The sequence below is a fragment of the Clostridium yunnanense genome (genome assembly GCF_016595795.1).
Taxonomy (GTDB): Bacteria; Bacillota; Clostridia; order Clostridiales; family Clostridiaceae; genus Clostridium_AR; species Clostridium_AR yunnanense.
This window is the reverse complement of sequence record NZ_JAENHN010000050.1, coordinates 1-23,338: the sequence shown is the minus strand read 5'-3', so window position 1 is coordinate 23,338 and position 23,338 is coordinate 1. Positions and strand designations below refer to the sequence as shown.

Here is a 23,338-nt window from a genome sequence, read left to right as displayed (position 1 = left end):
TATAGATCCATTCCAAGGAACAGTAATGGCAAATTATGCTTACTCAAAGCTTAATGCTAAGAAGGTCGCAATAGTACAAGAAGTTTCTAATGACTACGCAGTTGGATTAGCTAAGTATTTTACAGACTCATTCACAAAATTAACTGGAGATAGTAAAGCTATAGTTTCTGTATCTAACTATAATACTGGAGATCAAGATTTTAGTGCACAGTTAACTAATATAAAATCACAAAATCCAGATGTAATATTTGCGCCTGGTAACTTCACTGAATCAGCGCTTCTAATAAAGCAAGCAAGAGATTTAGGAATAAAGGCTCCAATAGTGGGTGGAGATACATGGGAGACACCAGATTTCTTGAAGATAGGTGGTCAAGCCGCTGAAGGAGCAATATTCTCAACTGCATTTGCTACAGAAAAACCAGTTACAAAAGAATCGGAGAAGTTCTTACAAGAATATAAGAAAGAATACAGTGGAAAAGATGCTTCTGCAATGTCTGCACTTGGATATGATTCATATTTAATACTAGTAGATGCTCTTAAGAGAACTGGGTCGAATGATTCTGTTAAGTTAAGAGATGAACTTGTAAAAACTAAGGATTTTCAAGGAGCTACAGGAGTAATCAATTTTGATGAAGATAGAAATGCGATAAAAGCAGCAATAATCAAGACTGTGAAGAATGGCAAATTCACTTATACTGACACAGTAGAGCCAACAAAATAAAAGAATTAGAGGACTAGCTCTTGGTCAGTCCTCTATGTCTTAAAAGGAGAGGGATTTTAATATGGGTACACTTTTGCAGCATTTAGCTAATGGAATATCCTTAGGTAGTTTATATGCGCTAATAGCAATAGGATACACAATGGTTTATGGAATATTAAGACTTATAAATTTTGCTCACGGAGATATATTTATGATGGCTGCTTATTTTACCTTTTATGGTATGGCAGTTTTCGCAATGCCTTGGTATGTAGCGGTATTGCTTTCTATAGCTCTAACAGTATTACTTGGAATATTTATAGAAAAGGCAGCTTACAAACCTATAAGAACTGCACCTAAGATATCAATATTGATATCAGCTATAGGAGTATCATTCTTCCTTGAAAACTTAGGAACAGTTGTTTTTGGGGGTGTGCCTAAAGCATTTCCACAAGAACCACTTTTTACTGATGTAATTAAGATCGGATCAGTATCAATGCAAAGACTTACAATCATAATTCCAGTGGTAACCGTTATTATACTTTTTCTATTATTATATGTTGTAAACAAAACAAAAGTTGGAATGGCCATGAGAGCTGTTTCTAAGGATTATGAGATATCTTCATTGATGACTATAAATATAAACAGAATAATAACTTTAACTTTCGCTATAGGATCAGCTTTAGCGGCAATTGGAAGTATAATGTGGGGATTCAAGTTCCCTAATATCAATCCTCTTATGGGGGTTATGCCTGGACTTAAATGCTTTATAGCTGCGGTTATAGGTGGAATAGGAAACATTACTGGTGCTGTAGTGGGTGGATTTATCCTTGGAATAGGTGAAATCATGCTTGTTGCATTATTACCAAGTCTTACAGGTTATAGAGATGCTTTTGCCTTTATACTTTTAATAGTTATATTACTATTTAAGCCAACAGGCATAATGGGCGAAAAGATTTCGGAGAAGGTGTAGATGATGAAAAAGAGAAATTTAATTTTAACAGGAGTCTCATTTGTCGTACTCATATTATTTTTAATATATGCAGATAAAAACTTTGATCCATATAAGACAAGAATACTTAACTTGTGTGCTATTTATGCAGTTTTAGCTCTAAGTATGAACTTAATTAATGGTTTTACAGGATTATTTTCATTGGGGCATGCTGGATTTATAGCTATAGGTGCTTATACAACAGCTCTTTTAACTATGTCGCCTGAAGTTAAAGCGCAAAATTTCTTTATGCAGCCTATAGCGGCACCTTTAGCAAATATACAATTATCTTTCCCGGTGGCACTTATAGTTGCAGGACTTATATCTGCATTTTTAGCTTACTTAATAGGAGCTCCTGCATTGAGACTTAAAGGTGATTACCTAGCTATTGCAACGCTTGGTTTTGCAGAAATAATAAGAGTCGTAATAAATAATACACAATCCATTACTAATGGTGCGTTAGGATTAAAAGGTATACCAGTAACTACTAATATATGGTGGAGTTTTGGGGTATTCATAGTGACAGTTATACTTATGGTGTCATTTGTGAATAGTAGTTTTGGTAGAGCGCTGAAAGCAATAAGAGAAGACGAAATAGCAGCTGAAAGTATGGGGGTAAATCTTTTTAGGAATAAAACTCTAGCATTTTCAATAGGGGCTTTTTTTGCTGGAGTAGGTGGGGGCTTACTTGCAAATTCACTAGGAACAATAGATCCTACAATGTTTAAGTTCATGCTTACTTTCAATATACTACTTATCATAGTTTTAGGTGGAATGGGTAGTATAACAGGAACTATAATTTCATCATTTATAATAACAATAGCTGGAGAAGCTTTAAGGTTCTTAGATGAAACTATGACTATAGGTGGATATAGAATAAAAGGAGTTGCTGGCACTAGAATGGTTGTGTTCTCAGCCCTTCTGATGATAGCTGTATTGTTTTTTAGTAAAGGTCTTATGGGAAATAAAGAATTTTCATGGAATGGTCTTTTTGGATTCTTCAAGAACATAGGACGCAGCAAAGGAGGAAGCCGAGATGAAATTGCTTAATGCGGATAAGATAACAATGAAGTTTGGAGGACTTACAGCTGTTAAGGACTTTAGTTTGGAACTTAATAAGGGTGAAATTGTTGCTCTTATCGGGCCTAACGGTGCAGGTAAGACTACAGCTTTTAATATGATAACAGGTGTTTACAGCCCTTCAGAAGGACAAATATTTTTTAATAATGAAAGAATTTCTGGACTAAAGCCAGATGCTATAACTAAAAAAGGGATAGCTAGGACTTTTCAAAATATAAGACTATTTGGAGAATTAACAGTTTTAGACAATGTTCTTATAGCAAATCACCTTCATTTAAAATCAATGTTTTTAGAAGGAATGTTTAAGCTTCCTAGATATAGAAAAGAAGAAAAAGAAATGGTTCAAAAATCACTAGATCTACTAGAGAGAGTTGGTCTTTTAGATCTTAAGGATGAAAAGGCAAGTTCACTTCCTTACGGAAAGCAAAGAAGGTTAGAAATAGCTAGAGGTCTTGCAACTAATCCGGAGGTTATGCTTCTAGATGAGCCAGCAGCTGGAATGAACCCAAAGGAATCTGATGAACTTACAAGTTTTATAAACGAAATAAGAGATGAATTTGGTCTTACTATATTTATGATAGAACATCATATGCCTCTAGTAATGGGGATATCTGATAGAATATATGTGCTTGATCATGGAGTTACTATAGCACATGGTACACCTTATGAAATTCAAAATAATTCAAAGGTTATTGAAGCCTACTTGGGGGTGAAGGAAGATGCTTAAAATAGAAGATTTAGTGGTATCTTATGGGGCTATTGAGGCTCTTAATGGAATATCTATAAATGTAGAGCAAGGAAAGATTGTTACTCTTGTTGGTGCTAACGGAGCTGGAAAGAGTACAACACTAAGAGCGACTGTAGGTCTTACTAAAATTAAGTCGGGCAAGATAATCTATGATGGAGTAGATATAACTAACAAAAAGACAGAGCACATACCAAAGATGGGCTTGACTTTGGTTCCTGAAGGAAGAAGAGTTTTCCCGAACCTTACTGTTCTTGAGAATATCAAGTTAGGTGCGTATTTCAGAAAAGATAAGAAGGAAATAGAAAAAGATATAAAATGGATATATGAATTGTTTCCGAGATTAGAGGAAAGAAAGTGGCAGCTTGCAGGAACTCTTTCTGGAGGAGAGCAACAAATGTTAGCAGTAGGAAGAGCTCTTATGGCAAAGCCAAAACTTCTAATGATGGATGAGCCTTCACTTGGTCTTGCACCTATAATAGTTAAGGATATCTTTAATATAATTCAAGAGATAAGAAACCAAGGGGTTACGATACTGCTAATAGAGCAAAATGCAAATCTTGCTTTAAAGGCTGCGGATTATGGGTATGTACTTGAAACTGGAAGAATAATAATGGAAGGTACTGGAGAAGAACTTCTTAAAAATGAAGATATAAAAAATGCCTATTTGGGTGAAGCGGTTGATAAAAAAGAAGCCGCATTATAAAAGTGAATAATGTAAAAAATCGCTGAAATGACTTTCTTCAGCGATTTTTTTTCTTAGGGAAAAGATTAATGTTAAAGTTCTTTGTCTATTTTCTGTATTGTGGATGTCTAATAATTTAATTATTAAGGGATTAATTAAATAATAAGAGATTTTTGTGGCATTTGTATGACAAAATTATGTGATATTATGGCATATTTAATTTCATAATGTTTCCATATTAAGATTTATAAACGGTTTCATTTAAGGGTATTATAAATTTGATTTTATATAGTTTCATTTCCAAAATATGTGAAGGGGTTATAGCTTTTTTGTAGAATATATGTAAAATATGGAATTTTAAATTTATGGGAATGGGGGCGTAATTTATGAGTAACTTAGAAAATGATTTAGATATAGTGGTTGTTGAAGAGACAGCAGGAACAAAAGAATTAGCCCAAAAGAAGAATGTTACAAAGAAAAAAACTACCAGAGCTAAAAAATCAAATACAGAAGAAGTTAATGATAATGTAGATAAGGCTACAGTTAAGAAAGATGATAAAGCTAAAGTGACGACTAAAACTTCAAAAACTAGAAAAACAACAAAAAAGGCAAATGAGGCTTTAGAGGGAGCGGTACAAGAATTAGAGGCTGAAGGTGAAGAGTTAGTTAAAAAAACTACTAGGAGAACAACAAAGAAGAAGGATGCTGTTGATGAAAATAAAGCTGAAGTTAAACCTAAGAAAACTAGAACAAGAACGAAAAAAGTAGTTGATGAACCTATATCACTAGAAATCGAAGAATTAAATATTGAAAGAGTTAAGGAAGATAAGCAAGTTCTTAAAGCTCATAAAAATGAAGGAGTTGGTATCGTTTCTGATTTAAATATCTATCTATTTCATGAGGGTAATAACTACGAAAGTTATAAATTTATGGGATGTCATCTAGTAGAGGAAAATGGAATATCAGGTGCAAGGTTTACTACTTGGGCTCCAAACGCAAGTGCTGTACATGTGGTTGGAAATTTTAGTTCATGGGAAAGTAATGATGATAACAAGTTGAAGAGGATTAGTGAGTCTGGTTTATGGAGTGGGTTTATTCCAGAGCTTAAGGCTGGAGCTGTATATAAATATGCCATAACAAGTAAGGATGGAAAGAAGATTGTATTAAAGTCCGATCCTTATGCTTTCGCATCAGAGCTTAGGCCAAACACAGCTTCCTTAGTTACCGGGGGTACTGATTATACTTGGAAAGATGATAAGTGGTTAGAAAAAAGAAATAATACTAATGTGTATGAAAGTCCCATTAATATATATGAACTTCATCTAGGTTCGTGGAGTAGAAAAGAAGATGGAAGTTTTTATAATTACTTGGAGCTCGCAGAAATACTTCCGTCATATGTTGAAGAAATGGGCTACACCCACGTGGAGCTAATGCCTATAATGGAGCATCCGCTAGATGATTCTTGGGGATATCAAGTGACAGGGTATTATTCAGTGACAAGAAGATATGGAAGCAGTGATGACTTTAAGGTGCTAGTTGACTCATTACATGAAAAAAATATAGGTGTAATTTTAGATTGGGTTCCAGGTCACTTCTGTAAGGATGAACATGGATTATATATGTTTGATGGCACTCCAACTTATGAATATAGCGAGGTTTCGAAACAAGAAAACAAAGGGTGGGGAGCTGCTAATTTTGATTTAGGGAAGCCAGAAGTAAAAAGCTTTTTGATTTCTAATGCTCTTTATTGGCTAAAGAATTTTCATATAGATGGATTAAGAGTAGATGCTGTGGCAAATATGATATATCTTGATTACGATAGAAAGCATGGAGAATGGAAGCCTAATAAGTACGGCGGGCGAGAAAATTTAGAGGCTGTAGAATTCTTAAAAGCGCTAAATAAAGCTATATTTAAACAGGTTAGCAATATTCTTGTTGTGGCAGAAGAGTCAACATCTTGGCCTATGGTGACTAAGCCTGTTGATATCGGTGGATTAGGATTCAACTTTAAGTGGAATATGGGTTGGATGAATGATATGTTAAGGTATATTCAGATTGACCCTATATATAGGAAACATCACCACAATCTAATAACCTTCTCAATGATGTACAATTACTCGGAAAACTTTATACTTCCAATATCGCATGATGAAGTTGTACATGGTAAAAAGTCATTAGTGGATAAAATGTGGGGAGATTATTGGAACAAATTTGCAGGGCTTAGACTATTTATATCTTATATGCTTGCTCATCCAGGTAAGAAGTTATTATTTATGGGCAGTGAATTTGCACAGTTTATAGAATGGAGAAATCACGAAGGGTTAGAGTTTAAACTTTTAGAGAAATTTGAAATGCATAGAGATACACAAAAGTTCTTTAAAGATATAAACAAATTTTATTTAGAAAATGAGGCCTTATGGCAGTATGACTATAACAAGAATGGTTTTGAATGGATTGATGCTGATAATGCTACTCAAAGTATTATAGTCTTTGCTAGGAAGACTGACGATCCAAAGAAAAGTTTAATATATGTATGTAACTTTACCTCAATAGTTTATTATGATTTTAATATAGGGGTTCCTTATCTAGGTGAATATCAGGAAGTGTTTAACACAGATAGTAAGGAATATGGTGGATCTGGTCAATTAATTGGAGAGAACTTATTCTCTGATAAATCACCTTGGCATAACCAAAAGTATAAATTAACTATCAAAGTACCTCCTATGGCAACATTAATATTAAAACCTGTAAATATAATAGATGATGTAGAAGAAAATGAACAGAATATCTTAGAAGGCTTAGATTTTGATAAGGCTTTAAGTATAGCCGAAAAGCAGATTAAAGATAAAGAATAAAACAATTAGTCATCATAAATATTGAGGAGGTAGATGAGATAATGAAAGTACTTTTTATTGCATCAGAGGCAGATCCATTTATTAAGACTGGAGGATTAGGTGATGTTATGGGAGCATTACCTAAAGCTTTAGTAAAACAAGGTATTGATGCAAGAGTTATAATACCAAAATATAAGAATATAAAAGATAAGTATAAAGATAAGCTTTATTTCATAAAGTGGTTTACAGTTCCAGTAGGTTGGAGAAACTCTTATTGTGGAATATTTGAATATGAATACGAAGGTGTAAAGTTTTATTTTATAGACAACGAGCAGTATTTTGATAGAGAAGGTTTGTACGGTTACTATGATGATGGGGAAAGATTTGCATTCTTTGATAGAGCTGTGCTTCAAGCTATAAAAGAGTTAGATTTCAAACCTGATGTGATACATTGTAATGACTGGCAGACTGGAATGGTACCGGTATTATTGAAGCTTGAGTACAGCAAAGATCCGTTTTACTCAGATATAAAGTCAGTATATTCTATACACAACTTACTTTTTCAAGGTAATTATGGTGCAGAAGTTTTACAAGAACTTTTTGGATATGATATGGAACCTTTCAATAATGGGAGTCTAGAACTTCACGGTGGTGTGAGCTTTATGAAAGGTGGAATAAACTATTCTGATCGTGTCTCAACAGTAAGCTATACTTATGCCTCAGAAATACAAAGTGAGAATTATGGTGAAAAGCTTGACGGTCTTTTGCGTGCTAGAAATACTGTATTATCGGGGATATTAAATGGAATAGATTATGATATATATAATCCGAGCAATGATAACTATATTTTTAAAAACTATAATCTTAATAATATTGAAGATAAGAAATCAAATAAACTAGCACTACAAAAACAATTAGGCTTGCCTGAGAGAGAAGATGTTCCGATAATTGGAATTGTATCAAGACTTACTAACCAAAAAGGAATGGATTTAGTAGTAAATATAGCTGATAGATTACTTCAACATAATATCCAGTTAGTTGTGCTTGGTACAGGCGATAGATCTTATGAAGATCATTTTAGAAATTTACAATATAGGTATCCGGATAAGGTGTCTATTAATATAATGTTTAGTGATGAATTGGCACATAGAATTTATGCTGGTACAGATATGTTCTTAATGCCATCATTGTTTGAACCTTGTGGACTTGGTCAATTGATAGCGCTTAGATATGGAACTATACCTATAGTTAGAGAAACTGGAGGATTGAAGGACACTGTTACCCCTTATAACAAATATACTGGTGAAGGAAACGGGTTTAGTTTTTATAACTATATAAGCTCGGAACTTTTAGCAACAATAGAATACGCAATAAAATCCTACCATAATAAGCAAGTATGGGATGGACTTATAAAGCAAGCAATGACTTCCGATAATAGTTGGGAAAAGGCTGCGGGAGATTATAGAAGGTTGTATGAATCGTTGCTTTATTGTAGATAAACTACTTTATTTGGAGTTTAAGGACTGAAGTAGTTTATCTATAGATTATGCTTTAGTATAAAGGAGGAATAAATATGTTCAATATAGACAAAGACGCCTTTAAAAAGGACTATCTTAAGAAATTTTTAGAACTTCACGGCAAAGAATTGGAAAAGGGAACTCAGCAGAATAAGTACGAAACTTTAGGCAGTTTAGTTAGAGATTATGTTGCTAAAGCTTGGATAGATACCAATAAAAGATATAATCAAACGGGCGAAAAACAAGTTTATTATTTCTCCATGGAATTTTTATTAGGAAGGCTTCTTGGAGATGCGCTCTTGAATCTAGGTATAAGAGATGTATGTAAAGAGGCTTTGGATGAATTGAATATTGATCTTAGAGAATTGGAAGAGTTTGAGCATGATCAGGGCTTAGGAAATGGTGGACTTGGAAGACTTGCAGCTTGCTTCTTAGATTCTATGGCATCCCTAAATATCCCAGGTCATGGCTGCGGAATTAGATATAAATATGGATTTTTTGAACAAAAGATAATGAATGGTGCTCAGGTTGAAGCGCCAGACTATTGGCTTAGAGAAGGTAATGTCTGGGAGATGAAGAAGCCTGATAAGTCTGAGATTGTTAAGTTTGGAGGAGAAGTGAGGGTTGAAGAGGTAAATGGTAGATTAAGTTTTACACAGATCAACTACGAACCAGTTTTAGCAATACCTTATGATACTCCTGTGGTAGGATATAAAAATGATGTGGTTAATACTTTAAGACTATGGAGTGCAGAACCGGTATCAAATGAATTTGATTTTTCATCTTTTAGTAGAGGAGACTTTTTAAAAGCTATTGAGTACAAAAATTCAGTAGAAGCTATATCACATGTGCTTTATCCAGATGATACTTTCTATGAGGGTAAAATATTAAGATTAAAGCAACAATACTTTTTTGTATCAGCTGGTATTCAAAGTATATTGAGATATTTTAAAGACAATGGACATAAACTAATGAATCTTGACGACATGCTTGCTATTCATATAAATGATACTCATCCAACTCTTGCTATTCCTGAGCTTATGAGACTTTTAATGGATGAAGAAGGTATGTCTTGGGAAGATGCGTGGAGAATAACTACTAATACAGTGTCTTACACAAATCATACTATACTTGCGGAAGCTTTAGAAAAGTGGCCTGTAGATATGTTTAAGAAGCTGCTTCCAAGAATTTATATGATAGTTGAAGAGATAAACAGAAGATTCTGTCAGGATTTATGGAATAAGTATATAGGACAGTGGGATAAGATATCTAAGATGTCCATAATTGGCGATGGATATGTAAGGATGGCTAACTTAGCCATAGTCGGAAGTCATAGTGTAAATGGTGTGGCTAAACTTCATACTGAAATACTTAAAAAACAAGAGATGAAAGAGTTTTATTACTTATATCCTAGAAAGTTTAATAATAAAACAAATGGGATAACCCATAGAAGATGGCTTATTAAGTCAAATCCAGAACTAACTTCTTTGTTAAGTGATACTATTGGAGAAGGTTGGATAAAGCATCCTACTGACTTGGAAAATTTCGAAAGGTTTTCTAAAGATAAAGCAGTTTTGGGAAAGCTTGCAGAGATAAAGAGTAATAACAAGAAGTCTTTAGCTAAGATTATTTATGATTCAAATGGGATAAAGATAGATCCAAATTCAATTTTTGACGTCCAAGTAAAGAGGATACATGCATATAAGAGGCAGACGCTTAACTGCCTAAGAATAATGGATCTTTATAATAGACTAATTGATAATCCTGATTTGGATATAGTACCTAGAACCTTTGTTTTTGCAGGAAAAGCGGCTCCGGGATACTATCTTGCAAAAAAAACAATAGAACTTATAAATGCAGTAGGTGAAAAGGTAAATAATGATAAGAGAATAAAAGATAAAATAAAAGTTGTTTATATGGAGAACTACAGAGTATCTCAGGCTGAAGATATAATACCTGCTACAGATGTTAGTGAACAGATATCTACAACCACTAAAGAAGCTTCAGGTACCTCAAATATGAAGTTTATGATGAATGGAGCTATAACAGTAGCTACTCTAGATGGTGCTAATGTTGAAATAAGAGATGAAGTTGGCGATGATAATATAGTAATCTTTGGTCTTACTGAAAGAGAGGTACTCGATTATTATTCAAAAGGTGGATACTCTGCTTGGGATACTTGCAACGGCGATCCAAGATTAAGAAGAGTTACTCAAGATATAATAAATGGGTATTATTCTCCTGATAAAGATAGATTCAAGACTGTTTTTGAACATTTACTAACCTATAATGATGAATTCTTTGTGCTAAAGGATTTTGATTCTTATGTTAGAGCGCAGGATAGAGTAGATACTATCTATAGAGATGTGGATAAATGGCAAAGTATGGCAGCTATAAATATAGCTCACTCAGGTGTTTTTTCATCTGATAGAACTATACAAGAATATGCTACAGGTATATGGGGATCAGGATATCTATATAAAAATTTATAATATAACTAAGGTTGGAAAAACTCTATACCTAAAAGTATATGTTTAATTATAGAGTAGTCCATCTAAAAGGATGTGCTACTTCAATTTGATAAAAAAGATATATCTATCTAATTAATTACAATAATACCTCAGGATATACCTGAGGTATTATTAAAATAAGTCATAGGAAGGAAAAAGTTATGAATAATTTTTATATATTGCATGATTCTCAAAATACTTACTATAGAAATCCATTTGGTGCAGTAAAGTTGGGAACTGAAATAAGTATTGTTATTGAATCACAGGGATGTCAAGAAGCTTTTATAGAACTTATTCATTTTGATGGACATAGACAAAGTATTTTAATGGAAATGTTTTATAAAGAAGGCAAGAAGGATATATGCTTCTTTAAGACCAGTTTTACTGCTATAACTAAAGGAGTACTAAATTATTATTTTGTTTTGAAAAGACAAGGACAGACACTTTATTATGGCAATAATAATGAAAGTCTGGGAGGGGTAGGACAAATATATGCTGATAGCCCTAAGTATTATCAAATAACTGTATATGAAGATAACTTAGTTCCGAAGTGGTATAAGGAAGGTATCATATATCAGATCTTTGTAGATAGATTTTTTAATGGTAATGATACTGGTTTAGTAGATAATCCTAAAAAAAATTCTTTTATATATGGTAATTGGTATGATAAACCTATGTATATAAAAGATGCCGAAGGAAAGATATTAAGATGGGACTTTTTTGGTGGTAACCTAAAAGGCATAATAAAGAAGCTAGATTATATAAAATCCTTAGGAGTTACAACTATATATTTAAATCCTATATTTGAAGCACCTAGTTGCCACAAGTATGATACTGCAAACTATAAAAATATAGATCCTATGTTTGGAGATGACCACATATTTAAATTCTTATGTAGTGAAGCTAATAAGCATGGAATAAGGATACTATTAGATGGAGTGTTTAGCCATACAGGATCTGATAGCGTATATTTTAATAAGAATGGAAATTATGATTCACTAGGAGCATACCAATCTAAAGAATCTAAGTATTATGAGTGGTATAGGTTCAGAGACTATCCTAGTGATTATGAAAGTTGGTGGGGCTTTGAAAATCTTCCTAATGTAGATGAATTAAACCCTTCATACATGGACTATATAATCAACAAAGAAGATTCAGTGCTCTCAAAATGGATGAATCTTGGTGCATCAGGTTGGAGACTTGACGTTGCAGATGAGCTTCCTGATCAATTTATAAAAGCTATTAAGAGTAAAATCAAAAAGCTAAAAGATGATGCGGTACTTGTAGGCGAAGTATGGGAAGATGCATCTAACAAAGTTAGTTATGGAAAAAGAAGAGAATATCTATATGGAGACGAATTAGACTCGGTAATGGGATATACCTTCAGAGATATCATAATAGGCTTTTTAAATAGAAATATCGATTCTCACATGTTATTGAAGAAGTTTATGAATCTTTACGAAAACTACCCTAAGGAAAACTTTTATGCATCGATGAATGTATTGGGAACCCATGATACTGAAAGAATAATTACTATGTTCATCAATACCTATAATGATGAAAATATAGCCAAAAGTATGGTTAAGCTAGCAGTAGCTTTCCAAATGACATTTCCTGGAGTGCCGGTGATCTATTATGGCGATGAAGCAGGTCTTCAGGGACAGAAAGATCCGGATAATAGAAGAACATATCCTTGGGATAAAGAAGATAAGGATATTTTAAGTTGGTACAAGAGGCTTTCTGGCATTAGAAGTAATAGTTTAGTATTAAAACGTGGAGAGTTAAAGTTTTTTGATACAAATGCTGATGTAATATGTTTTGAACGAAGCTATAATAACAGCAAGATTTTAGTTGTCATGAATAGAAATTCAAGTAATTCTATAAAAGTAGAATTCGGAGAAGTAAAGGGACATTATAGAGATATGCTTAGAGATTGTAAAAATGATGTTTATTATTCAGCAGAAGGAATAATTTCAGTTGAACTTAAACCAGCAGAAGTTAAACTGCTTGTAAAAGTCTTTTGAAAAACTCGGATATTGCTAATGGAATTAAGTGGTTATGCATCTAATTCTTTAGTGAGCTTACGCAAAGAATTAATATGGAACCTATATAATAGATACTTTAAAAAAGACTATTTATATAGGTTCTTTTTTTATGTAAAAATGATACAAAGTTTATGGGAATTAAACTATTTATCTCAACAGGGGTATAAGCCTTTTATGTCTATATAGTAAAAAATAGAACTTATTCATCTGGCACAATTTCATGATGTACATCCGGAAAGGGAGAAGAGCAAAAAACTAGTGGTTGTTTATTAAATGATATAAAAAATTACTTGAAAATAATTATCAATTAGTTTATAATTAAGGTAACAAAAATATAATATAAAAATATAATAATAATACGATACATAGGTATTTAAGAGGTGATATATTATGAAGAAACTAAAGTTGTTTTCTATTGGATATGCGGTTCTCTGGCTCTTAAGCGGGCTTTTAAATATAGTAGTTTTAAGTGATTTTAATAATGGAGATTTTGTTAAATTGACAAATGGTCATCTCCTAATACTAGGTGCCGGATTTATGGCTTTGATGTATGGTGCTGATAATGTTTTAAATATTAGTAAAAAGAAAAGTTTTAATCTATGGCTAGTATTATATAATGTTTTTTTAATAGGATCTGTACTGTTGATGTTATCTCAAAAAGTGCTAGAGAACAAAGGCTTTATAATAGAAGCTATGAATTTATCAATAGATATAGCACATTTAGGTTTAGGTGTATGTTTGCTATGGTCTGTATATCTAGTTAGAAATGTTTCTAGGCAGCATTCACTAATTAAAACTGAAGAGATTAATAAAAAGTAATTATCGGACTTTTGTCCTAAATATAGTAAGACATTCCCTATCCCCCCAATAAAGAAGTGATAGTTATCCGTAACTATCACTTTTTTACTGTATAGAAAATTATAAAGTTTTAAGCTAGATGAGCTTAGATATTTAATCAGTTTAGAAATTTTTTTATTTCTATATAGTAAAAAACAAAGCTTCTTCTCCTGTTAAATTCAATAATTTACAATATACTAGACATGATAGTATAGTCGTCTTCTCCAACTCCTCCGCATAGAGGTTTAATTCCGGAGTTCACAAAAGTTCCTCTAACTACAGAATAATCTCCGAATTTTTCTCTTATTTCATCTATAGTTTTATCTAAGTTTTTAGTTTTTTCTATATGCTTTTCATCAAAAAGTGAAATTTGATAAGTAGTGTTTGAACTTAAATCTGATACGTGAACACCTATGTGCCTAATGGGATCTCCGATCCAGAGGCTATCTAAAAGATTACAACAGGTAGTAAATATATTCATAGTAGAATCAGTAGGATTAAATAACTTTGTCTGCTTTGAATAATTCATGAAGCTACTATTCTTAACATTTATAGATATTACTCTACAATAGCAATCAGAACTTCTAAGCCTTATAGATACAGTCTCCACTAAGGAGAGTATTATCTTATAAGCATCTTCCTTGTTTGTTATATCATATGCTATAGTAGTGGAATTACCTATGCTTTTCATGGTGTTGTGGCTTTCTGAAAGTACTGATGAGTTTTCTATGCCATTAGCATAATTCCAAAGCGTTAAACCCAAGCTTTTAAATTCATACTTAAGTATATCTAAATCATAATGGGCTAAATCTCCAATCGTATTTATGTTTAATGATCTAAGTTTAGGTGCAGTAGAACGGCCAACCATAAATAAATCTTCTACTGGAAGAGGCCACATCTTATCCTTTATTTCTTCCTCATATAGCGTGTGAACTTTATCGGGTTTTTCAAAATCAGAAGCCATTTTAGCTAAGAGTTTGTTAGTCGAAATTCCTATATTTACAGTGAAGCCTAAAGTATCTTTTATTTGATTCTTTATTTTTGTTGCTATTGATATAGGGTCTATATTTAAATTACTATATGTTAAATCAATGAAACACTCATCAACTGAGAATCTTTGAATTTGAGGACTATATTCTTTTAATATAGCCATCATTGAATTACTGCACTTCATATATAAATCATATTTAGGTGGAACTACTAGAAGATTAGGACACTTTTTTAGAGCACTATAAAGTGATTCTCCAGTAGTTATATTATATTTTTTAGCAGGAATAGATTTTGCTAGAATTATTCCATGACGATTTTTAGGGTTTCCACCTATTGCAGAAGGAACTTCACGGAGATCTAAAGTTTCACCATGCTGAAGTCTATAACAAGCCTCCCAAGATAGATATGCAGAATTTACATCAATGTGAAATATCAATCTTTTACTAAGCATATACAACCATCCTTCATAAAATGTAATTTGAACACATGTATTGATGTACCACTTCATAATACAATTTATATTTTCAGATTGAAGTGGTACATCTATATTTATAGTATATCCATAAATTAATTATACAGAACATATGTTCTAAGGTAAACGAAAATATTCATTTTCATGACTTATTTACGAATTTTTTTAAATATATAAGCATATTTATCTTTATAGGAGGTGAATATTATGATTAGAACTGTGGTGTGTGAAAAAGAAGGTTGTAACGGAAATAGTTTTTATATAAATACAGAAGATAATAACTTAAGTATAAGCTGTAAAGAATGTGGAGCAATTTATAGCTTTGATATAAGCTATTATGATTTTACTATGCTTTCTAATTGCTCTTACTGCGATAATGATACCTTTAAGGTTTTTAAAGATACAGAAAAAGAAGGGATCTATGCAAAGTGTAATAAATGTGGAAATCCTCCAGAAAAAATATATATAGATACGGATGGAAACCAAGTTTCTTATAATAGCAAGTTGTTAAATGATATAAAAGATATGATATATAGATTGGATCAAAGAACATCAAACTTGGAAGATAAGATACAAGGTCTACAAGGGGGACAGGAGTTGCTGGAAGAATCTCTTGCGTATATAAGCAAGTTTATGTCGGAGTAAAAATTAAGATATAAATAAGATGCCTGTACATAATTACAGGCATCTTGTATTTATTAACAAAACCAAGAATAAGTTTTTGAATAATGTAACAAATTATAATAATAGATTAAATATTAAAAAAAATTTATTAAGGGCACGTTTACATTAAAAAATAAGGGCTAAAGGACGTTGAAGGGATTTACAGTAATTGGTATAATAATAATATAGTTACAAATTTTGTAATTATATCGTTAGGTGTTGAGGGATGAAAAACGAGGGGAGAGGCTAAAATGGTAAAAAAACAAATTATAGCTCTAATACTTGCTGGTGGACAAGGATCAAGATTAGGGGTATTGACCAAGAAACTAGCAAAACCAGCAGTTCCATTTGGAGGGAAATATAGAATAATTGATTTTGCATTAAGCAATTGTGCTAATTCAGGCATATATACAGTTGGAGTGTTAACTCAATATCAACCTCTTGAGTTAAATTCACATATTGGTATAGGAAGTCCTTGGGACCTTGATAGGAGAGATGGTGGAGTAGCTATTCTTCCACCTTATCAAGAAGAAAGAGGCGGCAATTGGTATAAGGGGACTGCCAATGCTATATATCAAAATATACCTTTCGTGGACGGGTATGAACCAGAATATGTTTTAATATTATCAGGTGATCATATATATAAGATGGATTATGAAAAGATGCTTGATTTTCACAAGCAGAAGGAAGCGGATGCTACAATAGCAGTTATTGATGTAACATTAAGTGAAGCATCAAGATTTGGAATAATGAACACTAATGATGATTTATCAATATATGAATTTGATGAAAAACCAGCGAATCCTAAGAGTACTAAAGCTTCAATGGGTATATATATTTTTAATTGGAAAACACTTAAGAAATTCTTGAAGGAAGATGAAGCTGATAAAAATTCAATTAATGATTTTGGAAAGAATATAATACCGAAGATGATTGAGGATGGAAGAAGATTAGTTGCATATCCGTTTAAAGGATATTGGAAGGATGTTGGTACTATAGAAAGCCTTTGGGAAGCTAATATGGATTTATTAAAAGATAACAATGAACTTAATCTTTATGATGATGAGTGGAGAATTTATTCTGTAAGTCCGGGCAGACCAGCTCAATATATAGGACAAAATGCTTCAGTAAAATCATCTCTTATTGTTGAAGGATGCATCATTCATGGTGAAGTTGAAAATTCAGTGCTTTTTCCAGGTGTAGTAGTAGGCAAAAACGCAGTTGTAAAAGATTCAGTTGTAATGCCGAATACTAAAATTGGAGAGAATGCTATTGTAAATAAAGCTATCGTAGGTGGCGGAGTTGCCATAAGAAAAGAATGTAAAATAGGCAATGGAAAGACAATTACAGTAATTCCGGCAAAAGAAGATTTAAAAAGTGGAACTATTATAGAAGGATAAGTTATGGGGGTGAACATAGTGAAAAATTATTTGGGAATAATCAATTTAGATGAGAATGACGACAAAATAACTGAACTTACTAGAACAAGGCCGTTAGCATCAGTCCCTTTTGCTGGGAGATACAGAGTGATAGATTTTATACTATCAAATATGACTAATGCCGGTATTGAGAATATAGGTATATTTACTAAAAATAAGTCAAGGTCCTTAATGGATCACATAAGTAATGGAAGACCGTGGGACTTACACAGAAAAAGATATGGTCTTAGAGTGTTTAATTTTGCAGATGAAGATCCTGTATATGATGATGTTCATAATTTTGCTGATAATCTTGAATTTTTTCAATACTCTAAGCAAGAGTATGTTATATTAGCACCTTCGTATATGATATGCAATATTGACTTTAGAGAAGCTATGAATTTTCATGAGAAGAGTAATAATGATATAACTGTACTCTACAAAAAAGTAAATAATGCAGATAAGAGTTTTATTGACTGTGATGTATTAAATATTAATGAATATGGTAGAGTAGTAAGTGTTGGAGAAAATATAGGTTACGAAAAAGAAGCAAATATATGTATGGAAATGTTTCTTATGAGAAAAGATTTGTTCATTGAGCTTATATATGACAGTATAAAGACTGGTAGAAACAGAAAGATTAAAAGAAATATCTATAGACAGTTAGATACACTTAGAGTATATTCCTATGAATTTAGTGGCTACCTATGTTGTGTAAATTCATTACATTCATATTATAAAGGAAATATGGACTTGTTAAATGTAAGAATAAATGCAGAACTATTCCATGATAACGCTCCTATATATACTAAATCAAAGGATGAAAGTCCTACTAAATATACTAAGGATAGCGAAGTAACAAATTCTATAATAGCAAATGGCTGCTATATAGAGGGGCATGTAGAAAACTCTGTAATTTCAAGAAGAGTTAATATAAATAAGGGTGCTTATGTTAAAGACTGTATTATACTTCAGAATTGCATAATTGGACCTAATGCTAAACTTATGAATATAGTAGCAGATAAGGGTTCATATATACCTAAATCTCAGGATTTAAGGGGACCAGAAAAATTTCCTTTGGTCCTAGAAAAACAGAGTCTTTTATAAACTAAAAATGTTTATAATATAAAAGCTTGGATCAGAAGATGATTCAAGCTTTTTTTGTGGTGATGGATGGTAGAAAACTTTGATTTAGCTAAACCTATATATTTTAATGAATTTAGAAAGCCTTTATGTCTATTCAGTAAAAACTTATTTTTATGATATTCTTAATCATATATATGAGGATAGGCAGATTCGCAAAAATTAATATATTGTGATATATGGTATAGTTATGTATCAATACCCTATAATTAAAGCTATATATGGATGTACCACTTCGTAATAAAATTTAATATTTCTAAATTCTTTCGCAAGAGCCTGTGAGAGTTTTAAAAATACATTTCAGATTAAAGTAGTAAATTCATATAAGTAGAAGTAAACATAAGAATTATAAGATATGTGAGGAACAAAAGTATGGGAGTTTTATTTGTAACCGCTGAAGCGTATCCTTTTATGAAGGTTGGAGGACTTGGAGATGTTGCGTATTCATTGCCAAAAAGTTTAAAACAAATAGATGTTGATATACGTGTAATAATGCCGAAGTATAAGTTTCCTAAAAAAATAAAAAGAAAGATGAAGAGGGTGGCTCATTATACAACTTATATAGGATGGAAAACTGTAGATTGCAATCTTTTTACTTTAAAGTTAGATGAGGTTCAATATTATTTTATAGATAATCCATTTTACTTTTACAGAACAGAGGCTTATGGCTACCATGATGATTATGAAAGGTTCATCTTCTTTTCAAAAGCAGTATTGGAAGCTATAAAGTATATGGATGATTTTAAGCTTGATATAGTACACTGTAATGATTGGCATTCATCTTTAGTTATACCGCTAAAAGACATTTATTACCGAGGAAATACAATTTATGATAATATCAGAACAGTATTTACAGTACACAACATATTATATCAAGGGGTATACGGCAAGGATTTACTCTGGATGCTCGGATTAGATGAAAAAGAGTACTTTACTGAAGATAAGCTAAGATACGAAGAAGGAATATCTTTTATGAAGTGGGCTATATTAAGTGCTGATAGAGTGACTACAGTAAGTAAAACATATTCAGAAGAGATCAGGCAGCAACATCTAGGTTATGGTTTGAGCTCTATATTAGAGAATAAGAAACATTTATTGACTGGTATACAAAACGGTATAGACTATGATCAGTTTAATCCTAAGGAGGATAAAAGTATATATTTTAATTACTATTGTGATAATTTAGATGATAAATATAAAAACAAATTAAAACTACAAGAAGACTTGGGTTTGGTTGTAGATATAAATATTCCTGTTATAGGTATGGTGACAAGGCTTGTAGATCAGAAAGGAATTGGACTCTTAGAAGGTATTATAAATAAATTAATGAATAAGAATATTCAGTTGGTGATAACTGGAACAGGTGAAAGTCACTATGAAGAGGACTTTAGATATTTTGAAAATAAGTATGATAATTTTAGAGCGGTACTAAAATTTGATGAAGGTTTTTCAAGAAAGGTTTATGCAGGTTCGGATATATTCTTGATGCCTTCGAAATTTGAACCTTGTGGCTTGGGGCAGCTTATCGCAATGAGGTATGGTACAGTTCCAGTAGTTAGAGCCACAGGGGGGCTTAAGGATACAGTAGAGGATTACAATAAGTATACTGATGACGGTGATGGATTTGTTTTTAAAGAATATAATACTATAGATTTTTTTAGTGCAATAGAACGTTCTTTAGATGTTTTTAATAATCATAAAGACTCATGGAATAGGTTATGTGTCAGAATAATGAATAAGGATAACAGTTGGAGGTTATCGGCAGCGAAATATAAAAATTTATATATGAAGATTGCTAAATTAAGATAATATATATAATAATAGAATAGTGTAAAACATAATTATATAGTATTAAATTTGATGGAGGACAAATGGATAAGAGAAAATTAAGGTTAAAGATAAGCTGGGGTGCTTTATTATTTTGGATGATTATAATATTTGCATACTCATCTAAGAATGGAACCGAATCAGATAAACAAAGTGCATTAGTCATATATGTGTTTAATGCATTAGGAATAGATTTAAACGGTATGTTAGGAGAGCTTGCTACTTTTATTGTAAGAAAAGCAGCACATTTTACAGAATACTTAATACTAGTTCTCCTTGCATATAATGCTTTTAGAAATTACCTAAATAAAAGATCTGCTATCATATTGGGCATAATTTTAACTTTTGGATATGCTTGTACAGATGAGATTCATCAACTTTTTGTACCAGGAAGAACTGGAAAGTTTAGAGATGTATTAATAGATACAAGTGGAGCTATATTCGGAGGAATGGTAATTACTCTATTTAATAAAATAAGATATAAATCTAAAATAGTGGGTTAAACCACTATTTTTTTTACTGTAAAAGAGCTTACAGAAGAAAGCTGCTTCGGTGAGCTCTTTTGTTTATATCTATTATATCTATAGAAGTGATGAAAATATTCTAGCTACACCTTCTATAACTTTGGTTAATTTATCTGCATTTTCATATTCTTCTAAGGAAAACTCTCTACAGTTTTTTAAGTCTTCTAAGAATAATTGATCTAGTTGTTGAGATATGTGTTCACTATATATTACAGTGTTTATCTCGTAGTTTAAATCAAAACTTCGTATATCCATATTAGCTGTACCCACTGAAGAAATCTTTCCGTCTATTGTAATGGTTTTTGCGTGAACAAAAGAACTTTTATCGTAGAAATATACTTTTACACCGCAACGCATAAGTTCGCCAAGATAAGTTCTAGAAGCTTTATTTACCATTATGTGGTCAGCTCTTTCAGGAAATATTATTTTTATGTTTACTCCACCTAGTGCAGATATTCTGAGGGCATCCATTATGCTTTCAGTTGGGACGAAATATGGTGTAGTTATATAAATTCTATCTGTAGCCATAGTTATCATCTTTAGCATTCCTTGCATTATTGCCGGAAACTCTGAATCTGGTCCGCTTTTTACAAGTTGCATAGCCAAAGGGGATTCTACATTAGTTGTAGGAAAGTATTGGTCAAATTCTTGATCGTAAAAGCTATAATAATTGTTGGCTTGTTGAATTGTCATAAAATCGTCCAAAAAAACTGCTTGAAGTCCCAAGACGAAATCACCTTTTACCATTATATGAGTGTCTCTCCAATAGCCTAATTTACTGTTGCCGAGATATTCATCGCCTATATTAATACCACCTAAAAAACCAACTTTACCATCAATAATAGCAATTTTTCTATGGTTTCTATAATTTATTTGAGTATTTATAAGTTTCAATAAAGGAGATAAAAAATACGAGTATAAAACTACATCGATTCCAGCAGATCTTAGTTCTCTAATATAGCTTCTTTTCATTTTCGCTGCGCCAACTCTATCTATTATAAATCTTACACGTACACCTTCTAAGGATTTTTTTATTAGAATCTCTTTTATTTCATTGCCTATAGTATCACTTTTAACAATATAATACTCCAAATGGATATGATGCTTTGCTTTTAATAGTTCTTCTTTAAGTCTTTTGAATTTTTGAATTCCATCTTTAAAAACAGTTATATCATTATTTAGAAATACAGGTGAATCACTATTATTAGCCAATAGCTCTATTAAAGATATATATGTCTTATCTTTTATTTCTTTTAATACGGGGGATATTAGGTCTTGAACTTGATTTGAAAATCTTTCGTCATTCAATTTGTGTATCTTCCAGTTCCTGCCTAAGAAAATATACAGAAATAGTCCTACTGGCGGGACAAGTGCAAGAACCAAAAGCCAAGCAAGTGTTTTTTCTGGTTGCTTTCTTTCCAAGACCACTATAGTAATTGAAAGAATAAAATTAATAACAAAAATTAAATACATCATATAACTTGGTAATCTCATCATAAAAATTATCACCTCCATATTAATAAGAATAAAGTCTCTAAGTAAATAGTAATGATAGTATGCAAAAATAATAAATACATTATATTATATACAAATAATGACCATAAGAAACAAGTTTATGTAATGCTGATTAAAATGTTATATGAATTTCATTAGATTTTAATTAACTAAGAATAATTAAATCAACATAAGTATAAACTATTTTTGTTTTAGTGCAATTATATTTTCGGATTTTCTCACCAAAACTATAGGAAGTCTCAAGAATGAATATTTCAGCTCCATGAATTCATAATATATAAGAAACTATTTTAACTTTTAATTATGTTTTGCTTCATAAATAAAGGTTAAGCTGATATTAAGTTATCATTAATACATTTGTATTGAGTATATTCTTATATGTTATAGAGGTTTTATAAGTAGACTTTTTGGTTTAGTTACTACATATTTAAAGAATATGACTAAATATACCAATAAACATATCCGAGTGTATCAGTTGTAGAAATTTAGAGGAATATATAGAAAAAACAATTATATATATGAATAAATAAAGCTAAATAGCACATTATATAATCATAAGTGTTTATATACATGTTATTATAAAACACGTCGCTGATATAAACAACGACAAGCCAACAAACAAATTTAAAGATTTTGTCTGAAAATAAAATTTTTAAAAAAATGTTGACAAAAAAATGTACACATGATAATATAAAGAAGTCGCAAATGAGCGGCAACAGCAACTTGGTCTTTGAAAATTAAACAGAGAAGATAAACAAAGTCTAAATATAGACTTAAACTAAACCAGCAATTCTTTTGAAAAAAGACTTACTAAGTAAGTAAGCTATGATTAAACTTTAAATTGA

17 protein-coding genes are annotated in these 23,338 nt (G+C 31.6%); 15 read left to right on the top strand and 2 right to left on the bottom strand.

The window, feature by feature from the left end; genetic code table 11:
* The 10 genes from JHL18_RS18655 to JHL18_RS18610 form a co-directional block, all read left to right on the top strand.
* The coding region (locus tag JHL18_RS18655; RefSeq protein ID WP_200272023.1) for an ABC transporter substrate-binding protein at positions 1-721 on the top strand (721 nt) is incomplete at its 5' end.
* Between the two features lie 61 nt (positions 722-782).
* Entirely contained in the window at positions 783-1,670 is an 888-nt protein-coding gene (locus JHL18_RS18650) for a branched-chain amino acid ABC transporter permease (RefSeq protein ID WP_200272021.1), read from the top strand.
* A gap of 3 nt (positions 1,671-1,673) precedes the next feature.
* Entirely contained in the window at positions 1,674-2,738 is a 1,065-nt protein-coding gene (locus JHL18_RS18645) for a branched-chain amino acid ABC transporter permease (RefSeq protein WP_200272140.1), read from the top strand.
* Entirely contained in the window at positions 2,725-3,495 is a 771-nt protein-coding gene (locus JHL18_RS18640) for an ABC transporter ATP-binding protein (RefSeq protein ID WP_200272019.1), read from the top strand. The genes JHL18_RS18645 and JHL18_RS18640 overlap by 14 nt, the downstream gene beginning before the upstream one ends.
* A complete protein-coding gene (locus JHL18_RS18635; protein ID WP_200272017.1) occupies positions 3,488-4,219 on the top strand; it encodes an ABC transporter ATP-binding protein in 732 nt (243 codons plus the stop codon). Before JHL18_RS18640 ends, JHL18_RS18635 begins: the two co-directional genes overlap by 8 nt.
* Positions 4,220-4,584: 365 nt before the next feature.
* Positions 4,585-7,053: a 1,4-alpha-glucan branching protein GlgB gene (gene glgB, locus JHL18_RS18630; RefSeq protein ID WP_200272015.1), complete on the top strand. Its 2,469-nt coding sequence runs from the start codon at positions 4,585-4,587 to the stop codon at positions 7,051-7,053.
* Positions 7,054-7,094: 41 nt separating this feature from the next.
* Positions 7,095-8,531, top strand: coding sequence for a glycogen synthase GlgA (glgA, locus tag JHL18_RS18625; protein WP_200272013.1), 1,437 nt, complete (start codon positions 7,095-7,097; stop codon positions 8,529-8,531).
* 74 nt (positions 8,532-8,605) lie between these two features.
* Positions 8,606-11,041 carry a glycogen/starch/alpha-glucan phosphorylase gene (locus JHL18_RS18620; RefSeq protein WP_200272010.1) on the top strand — a complete coding sequence of 812 codons (2,436 nt, stop codon included), beginning with the start codon at positions 8,606-8,608 and terminating at the stop codon, positions 11,039-11,041.
* Between the two features lie 179 nt (positions 11,042-11,220).
* Positions 11,221-13,083 carry a glycoside hydrolase family 13 protein gene (locus JHL18_RS18615; RefSeq protein ID WP_200272008.1) on the top strand — a complete coding sequence of 621 codons (1,863 nt, stop codon included), beginning with the start codon at positions 11,221-11,223 and terminating at the stop codon, positions 13,081-13,083.
* A 411-nt stretch (positions 13,084-13,494) separates the two neighbouring features.
* The gene (locus tag JHL18_RS18610) at positions 13,495-13,923 is read left to right on the top strand and encodes a DUF2871 family protein (protein ID WP_200272006.1); all 429 of its coding nucleotides are present in this window, start codon (positions 13,495-13,497) and stop codon (positions 13,921-13,923) included.
* 205 nt (positions 13,924-14,128) lie between these two features.
* Here the strand turns inward: JHL18_RS18610 and JHL18_RS18605 are convergent, their stop codons facing one another.
* Positions 14,129-15,382, bottom strand: coding sequence for a Y-family DNA polymerase (locus tag JHL18_RS18605; protein ID WP_200272004.1), 1,254 nt, complete (start codon positions 15,380-15,382; stop codon positions 14,129-14,131).
* A gap of 228 nt (positions 15,383-15,610) precedes the next feature.
* Between JHL18_RS18605 and JHL18_RS18600 the strand changes: the two genes are divergently transcribed.
* From JHL18_RS18600 to JHL18_RS18580, 5 genes are all read left to right on the top strand, one after another.
* Positions 15,611-16,048 (top strand): hypothetical protein, encoded by a 438-nt coding sequence (locus tag JHL18_RS18600; RefSeq protein WP_200272002.1) that lies wholly within the window; start codon positions 15,611-15,613, stop codon positions 16,046-16,048.
* 269 nt (positions 16,049-16,317) lie between these two features.
* Positions 16,318-17,466, top strand: coding sequence for a glucose-1-phosphate adenylyltransferase (locus JHL18_RS18595; protein WP_200272000.1), 1,149 nt, complete (start codon positions 16,318-16,320; stop codon positions 17,464-17,466).
* 18 nt (positions 17,467-17,484) lie between these two features.
* On the top strand, positions 17,485-18,591 hold the full coding sequence (gene glgD / locus JHL18_RS18590; protein WP_200271998.1) for a glucose-1-phosphate adenylyltransferase subunit GlgD: 1,107 nt from the start codon (positions 17,485-17,487) through the stop codon (positions 18,589-18,591).
* Positions 18,592-18,999: 408 nt separating this feature from the next.
* Complete coding sequence (locus JHL18_RS18585; protein ID WP_200271996.1) at positions 19,000-20,436, top strand: glycogen synthase; 1,437 nt, start codon at positions 19,000-19,002, stop codon at positions 20,434-20,436.
* A 62-nt stretch (positions 20,437-20,498) separates the two neighbouring features.
* Complete coding sequence (locus JHL18_RS18580) at positions 20,499-20,957, top strand: VanZ family protein (RefSeq protein WP_200271994.1); 459 nt, start codon at positions 20,499-20,501, stop codon at positions 20,955-20,957.
* A gap of 78 nt (positions 20,958-21,035) precedes the next feature.
* Here the strand turns inward: JHL18_RS18580 and cls are convergent, their stop codons facing one another.
* Entirely contained in the window at positions 21,036-22,475 is a 1,440-nt protein-coding gene (gene cls, locus JHL18_RS18575; RefSeq protein ID WP_243277974.1) for a cardiolipin synthase, read from the bottom strand.
* Between the last annotated feature and the right edge of the window lie 863 nt (positions 22,476-23,338).

What these genes read in the sequence shown, in the direction of transcription:
- JHL18_RS18595 (WP_200272000.1), top strand. Translation starts at nt 16,318, where the DNA reads ATGGTAAAAAAACAAATTATAGCTCTAATACTTGCTGGTGGACAAGGA.
- JHL18_RS18620 (WP_200272010.1), top strand. Translation starts at nt 8,606, where the DNA reads ATGTTCAATATAGACAAAGACGCCTTTAAAAAGGACTATCTTAAGAAA.
- glgB (WP_200272015.1), top strand. Translation starts at nt 4,585, where the DNA reads ATGAGTAACTTAGAAAATGATTTAGATATAGTGGTTGTTGAAGAGACA.
- cls (WP_243277974.1), bottom strand. Translation starts at nt 22,475, where the DNA reads ATGATGAGATTACCAAGTTATATGATGTATTTAATTTTTGTTATTAAT.
- JHL18_RS18615 (WP_200272008.1), top strand. Translation starts at nt 11,221, where the DNA reads ATGAATAATTTTTATATATTGCATGATTCTCAAAATACTTACTATAGA.
- glgA (WP_200272013.1), top strand. Translation starts at nt 7,095, where the DNA reads ATGAAAGTACTTTTTATTGCATCAGAGGCAGATCCATTTATTAAGACT.
- JHL18_RS18580 (WP_200271994.1), top strand. Translation starts at nt 20,499, where the DNA reads ATGGATAAGAGAAAATTAAGGTTAAAGATAAGCTGGGGTGCTTTATTA.
- JHL18_RS18645 (WP_200272140.1), top strand. Translation starts at nt 1,674, where the DNA reads ATGAAAAAGAGAAATTTAATTTTAACAGGAGTCTCATTTGTCGTACTC.
- JHL18_RS18600 (WP_200272002.1), top strand. Translation starts at nt 15,611, where the DNA reads ATGATTAGAACTGTGGTGTGTGAAAAAGAAGGTTGTAACGGAAATAGT.
- JHL18_RS18605 (WP_200272004.1), bottom strand. Translation starts at nt 15,382, where the DNA reads ATGCTTAGTAAAAGATTGATATTTCACATTGATGTAAATTCTGCATAT.
- JHL18_RS18585 (WP_200271996.1), top strand. Translation starts at nt 19,000, where the DNA reads ATGGGAGTTTTATTTGTAACCGCTGAAGCGTATCCTTTTATGAAGGTT.
- JHL18_RS18640 (WP_200272019.1), top strand. Translation starts at nt 2,725, where the DNA reads ATGAAATTGCTTAATGCGGATAAGATAACAATGAAGTTTGGAGGACTT.
- JHL18_RS18650 (WP_200272021.1), top strand. Translation starts at nt 783, where the DNA reads ATGGGTACACTTTTGCAGCATTTAGCTAATGGAATATCCTTAGGTAGT.
- JHL18_RS18635 (WP_200272017.1), top strand. Translation starts at nt 3,488, where the DNA reads ATGCTTAAAATAGAAGATTTAGTGGTATCTTATGGGGCTATTGAGGCT.
- JHL18_RS18610 (WP_200272006.1), top strand. Translation starts at nt 13,495, where the DNA reads ATGAAGAAACTAAAGTTGTTTTCTATTGGATATGCGGTTCTCTGGCTC.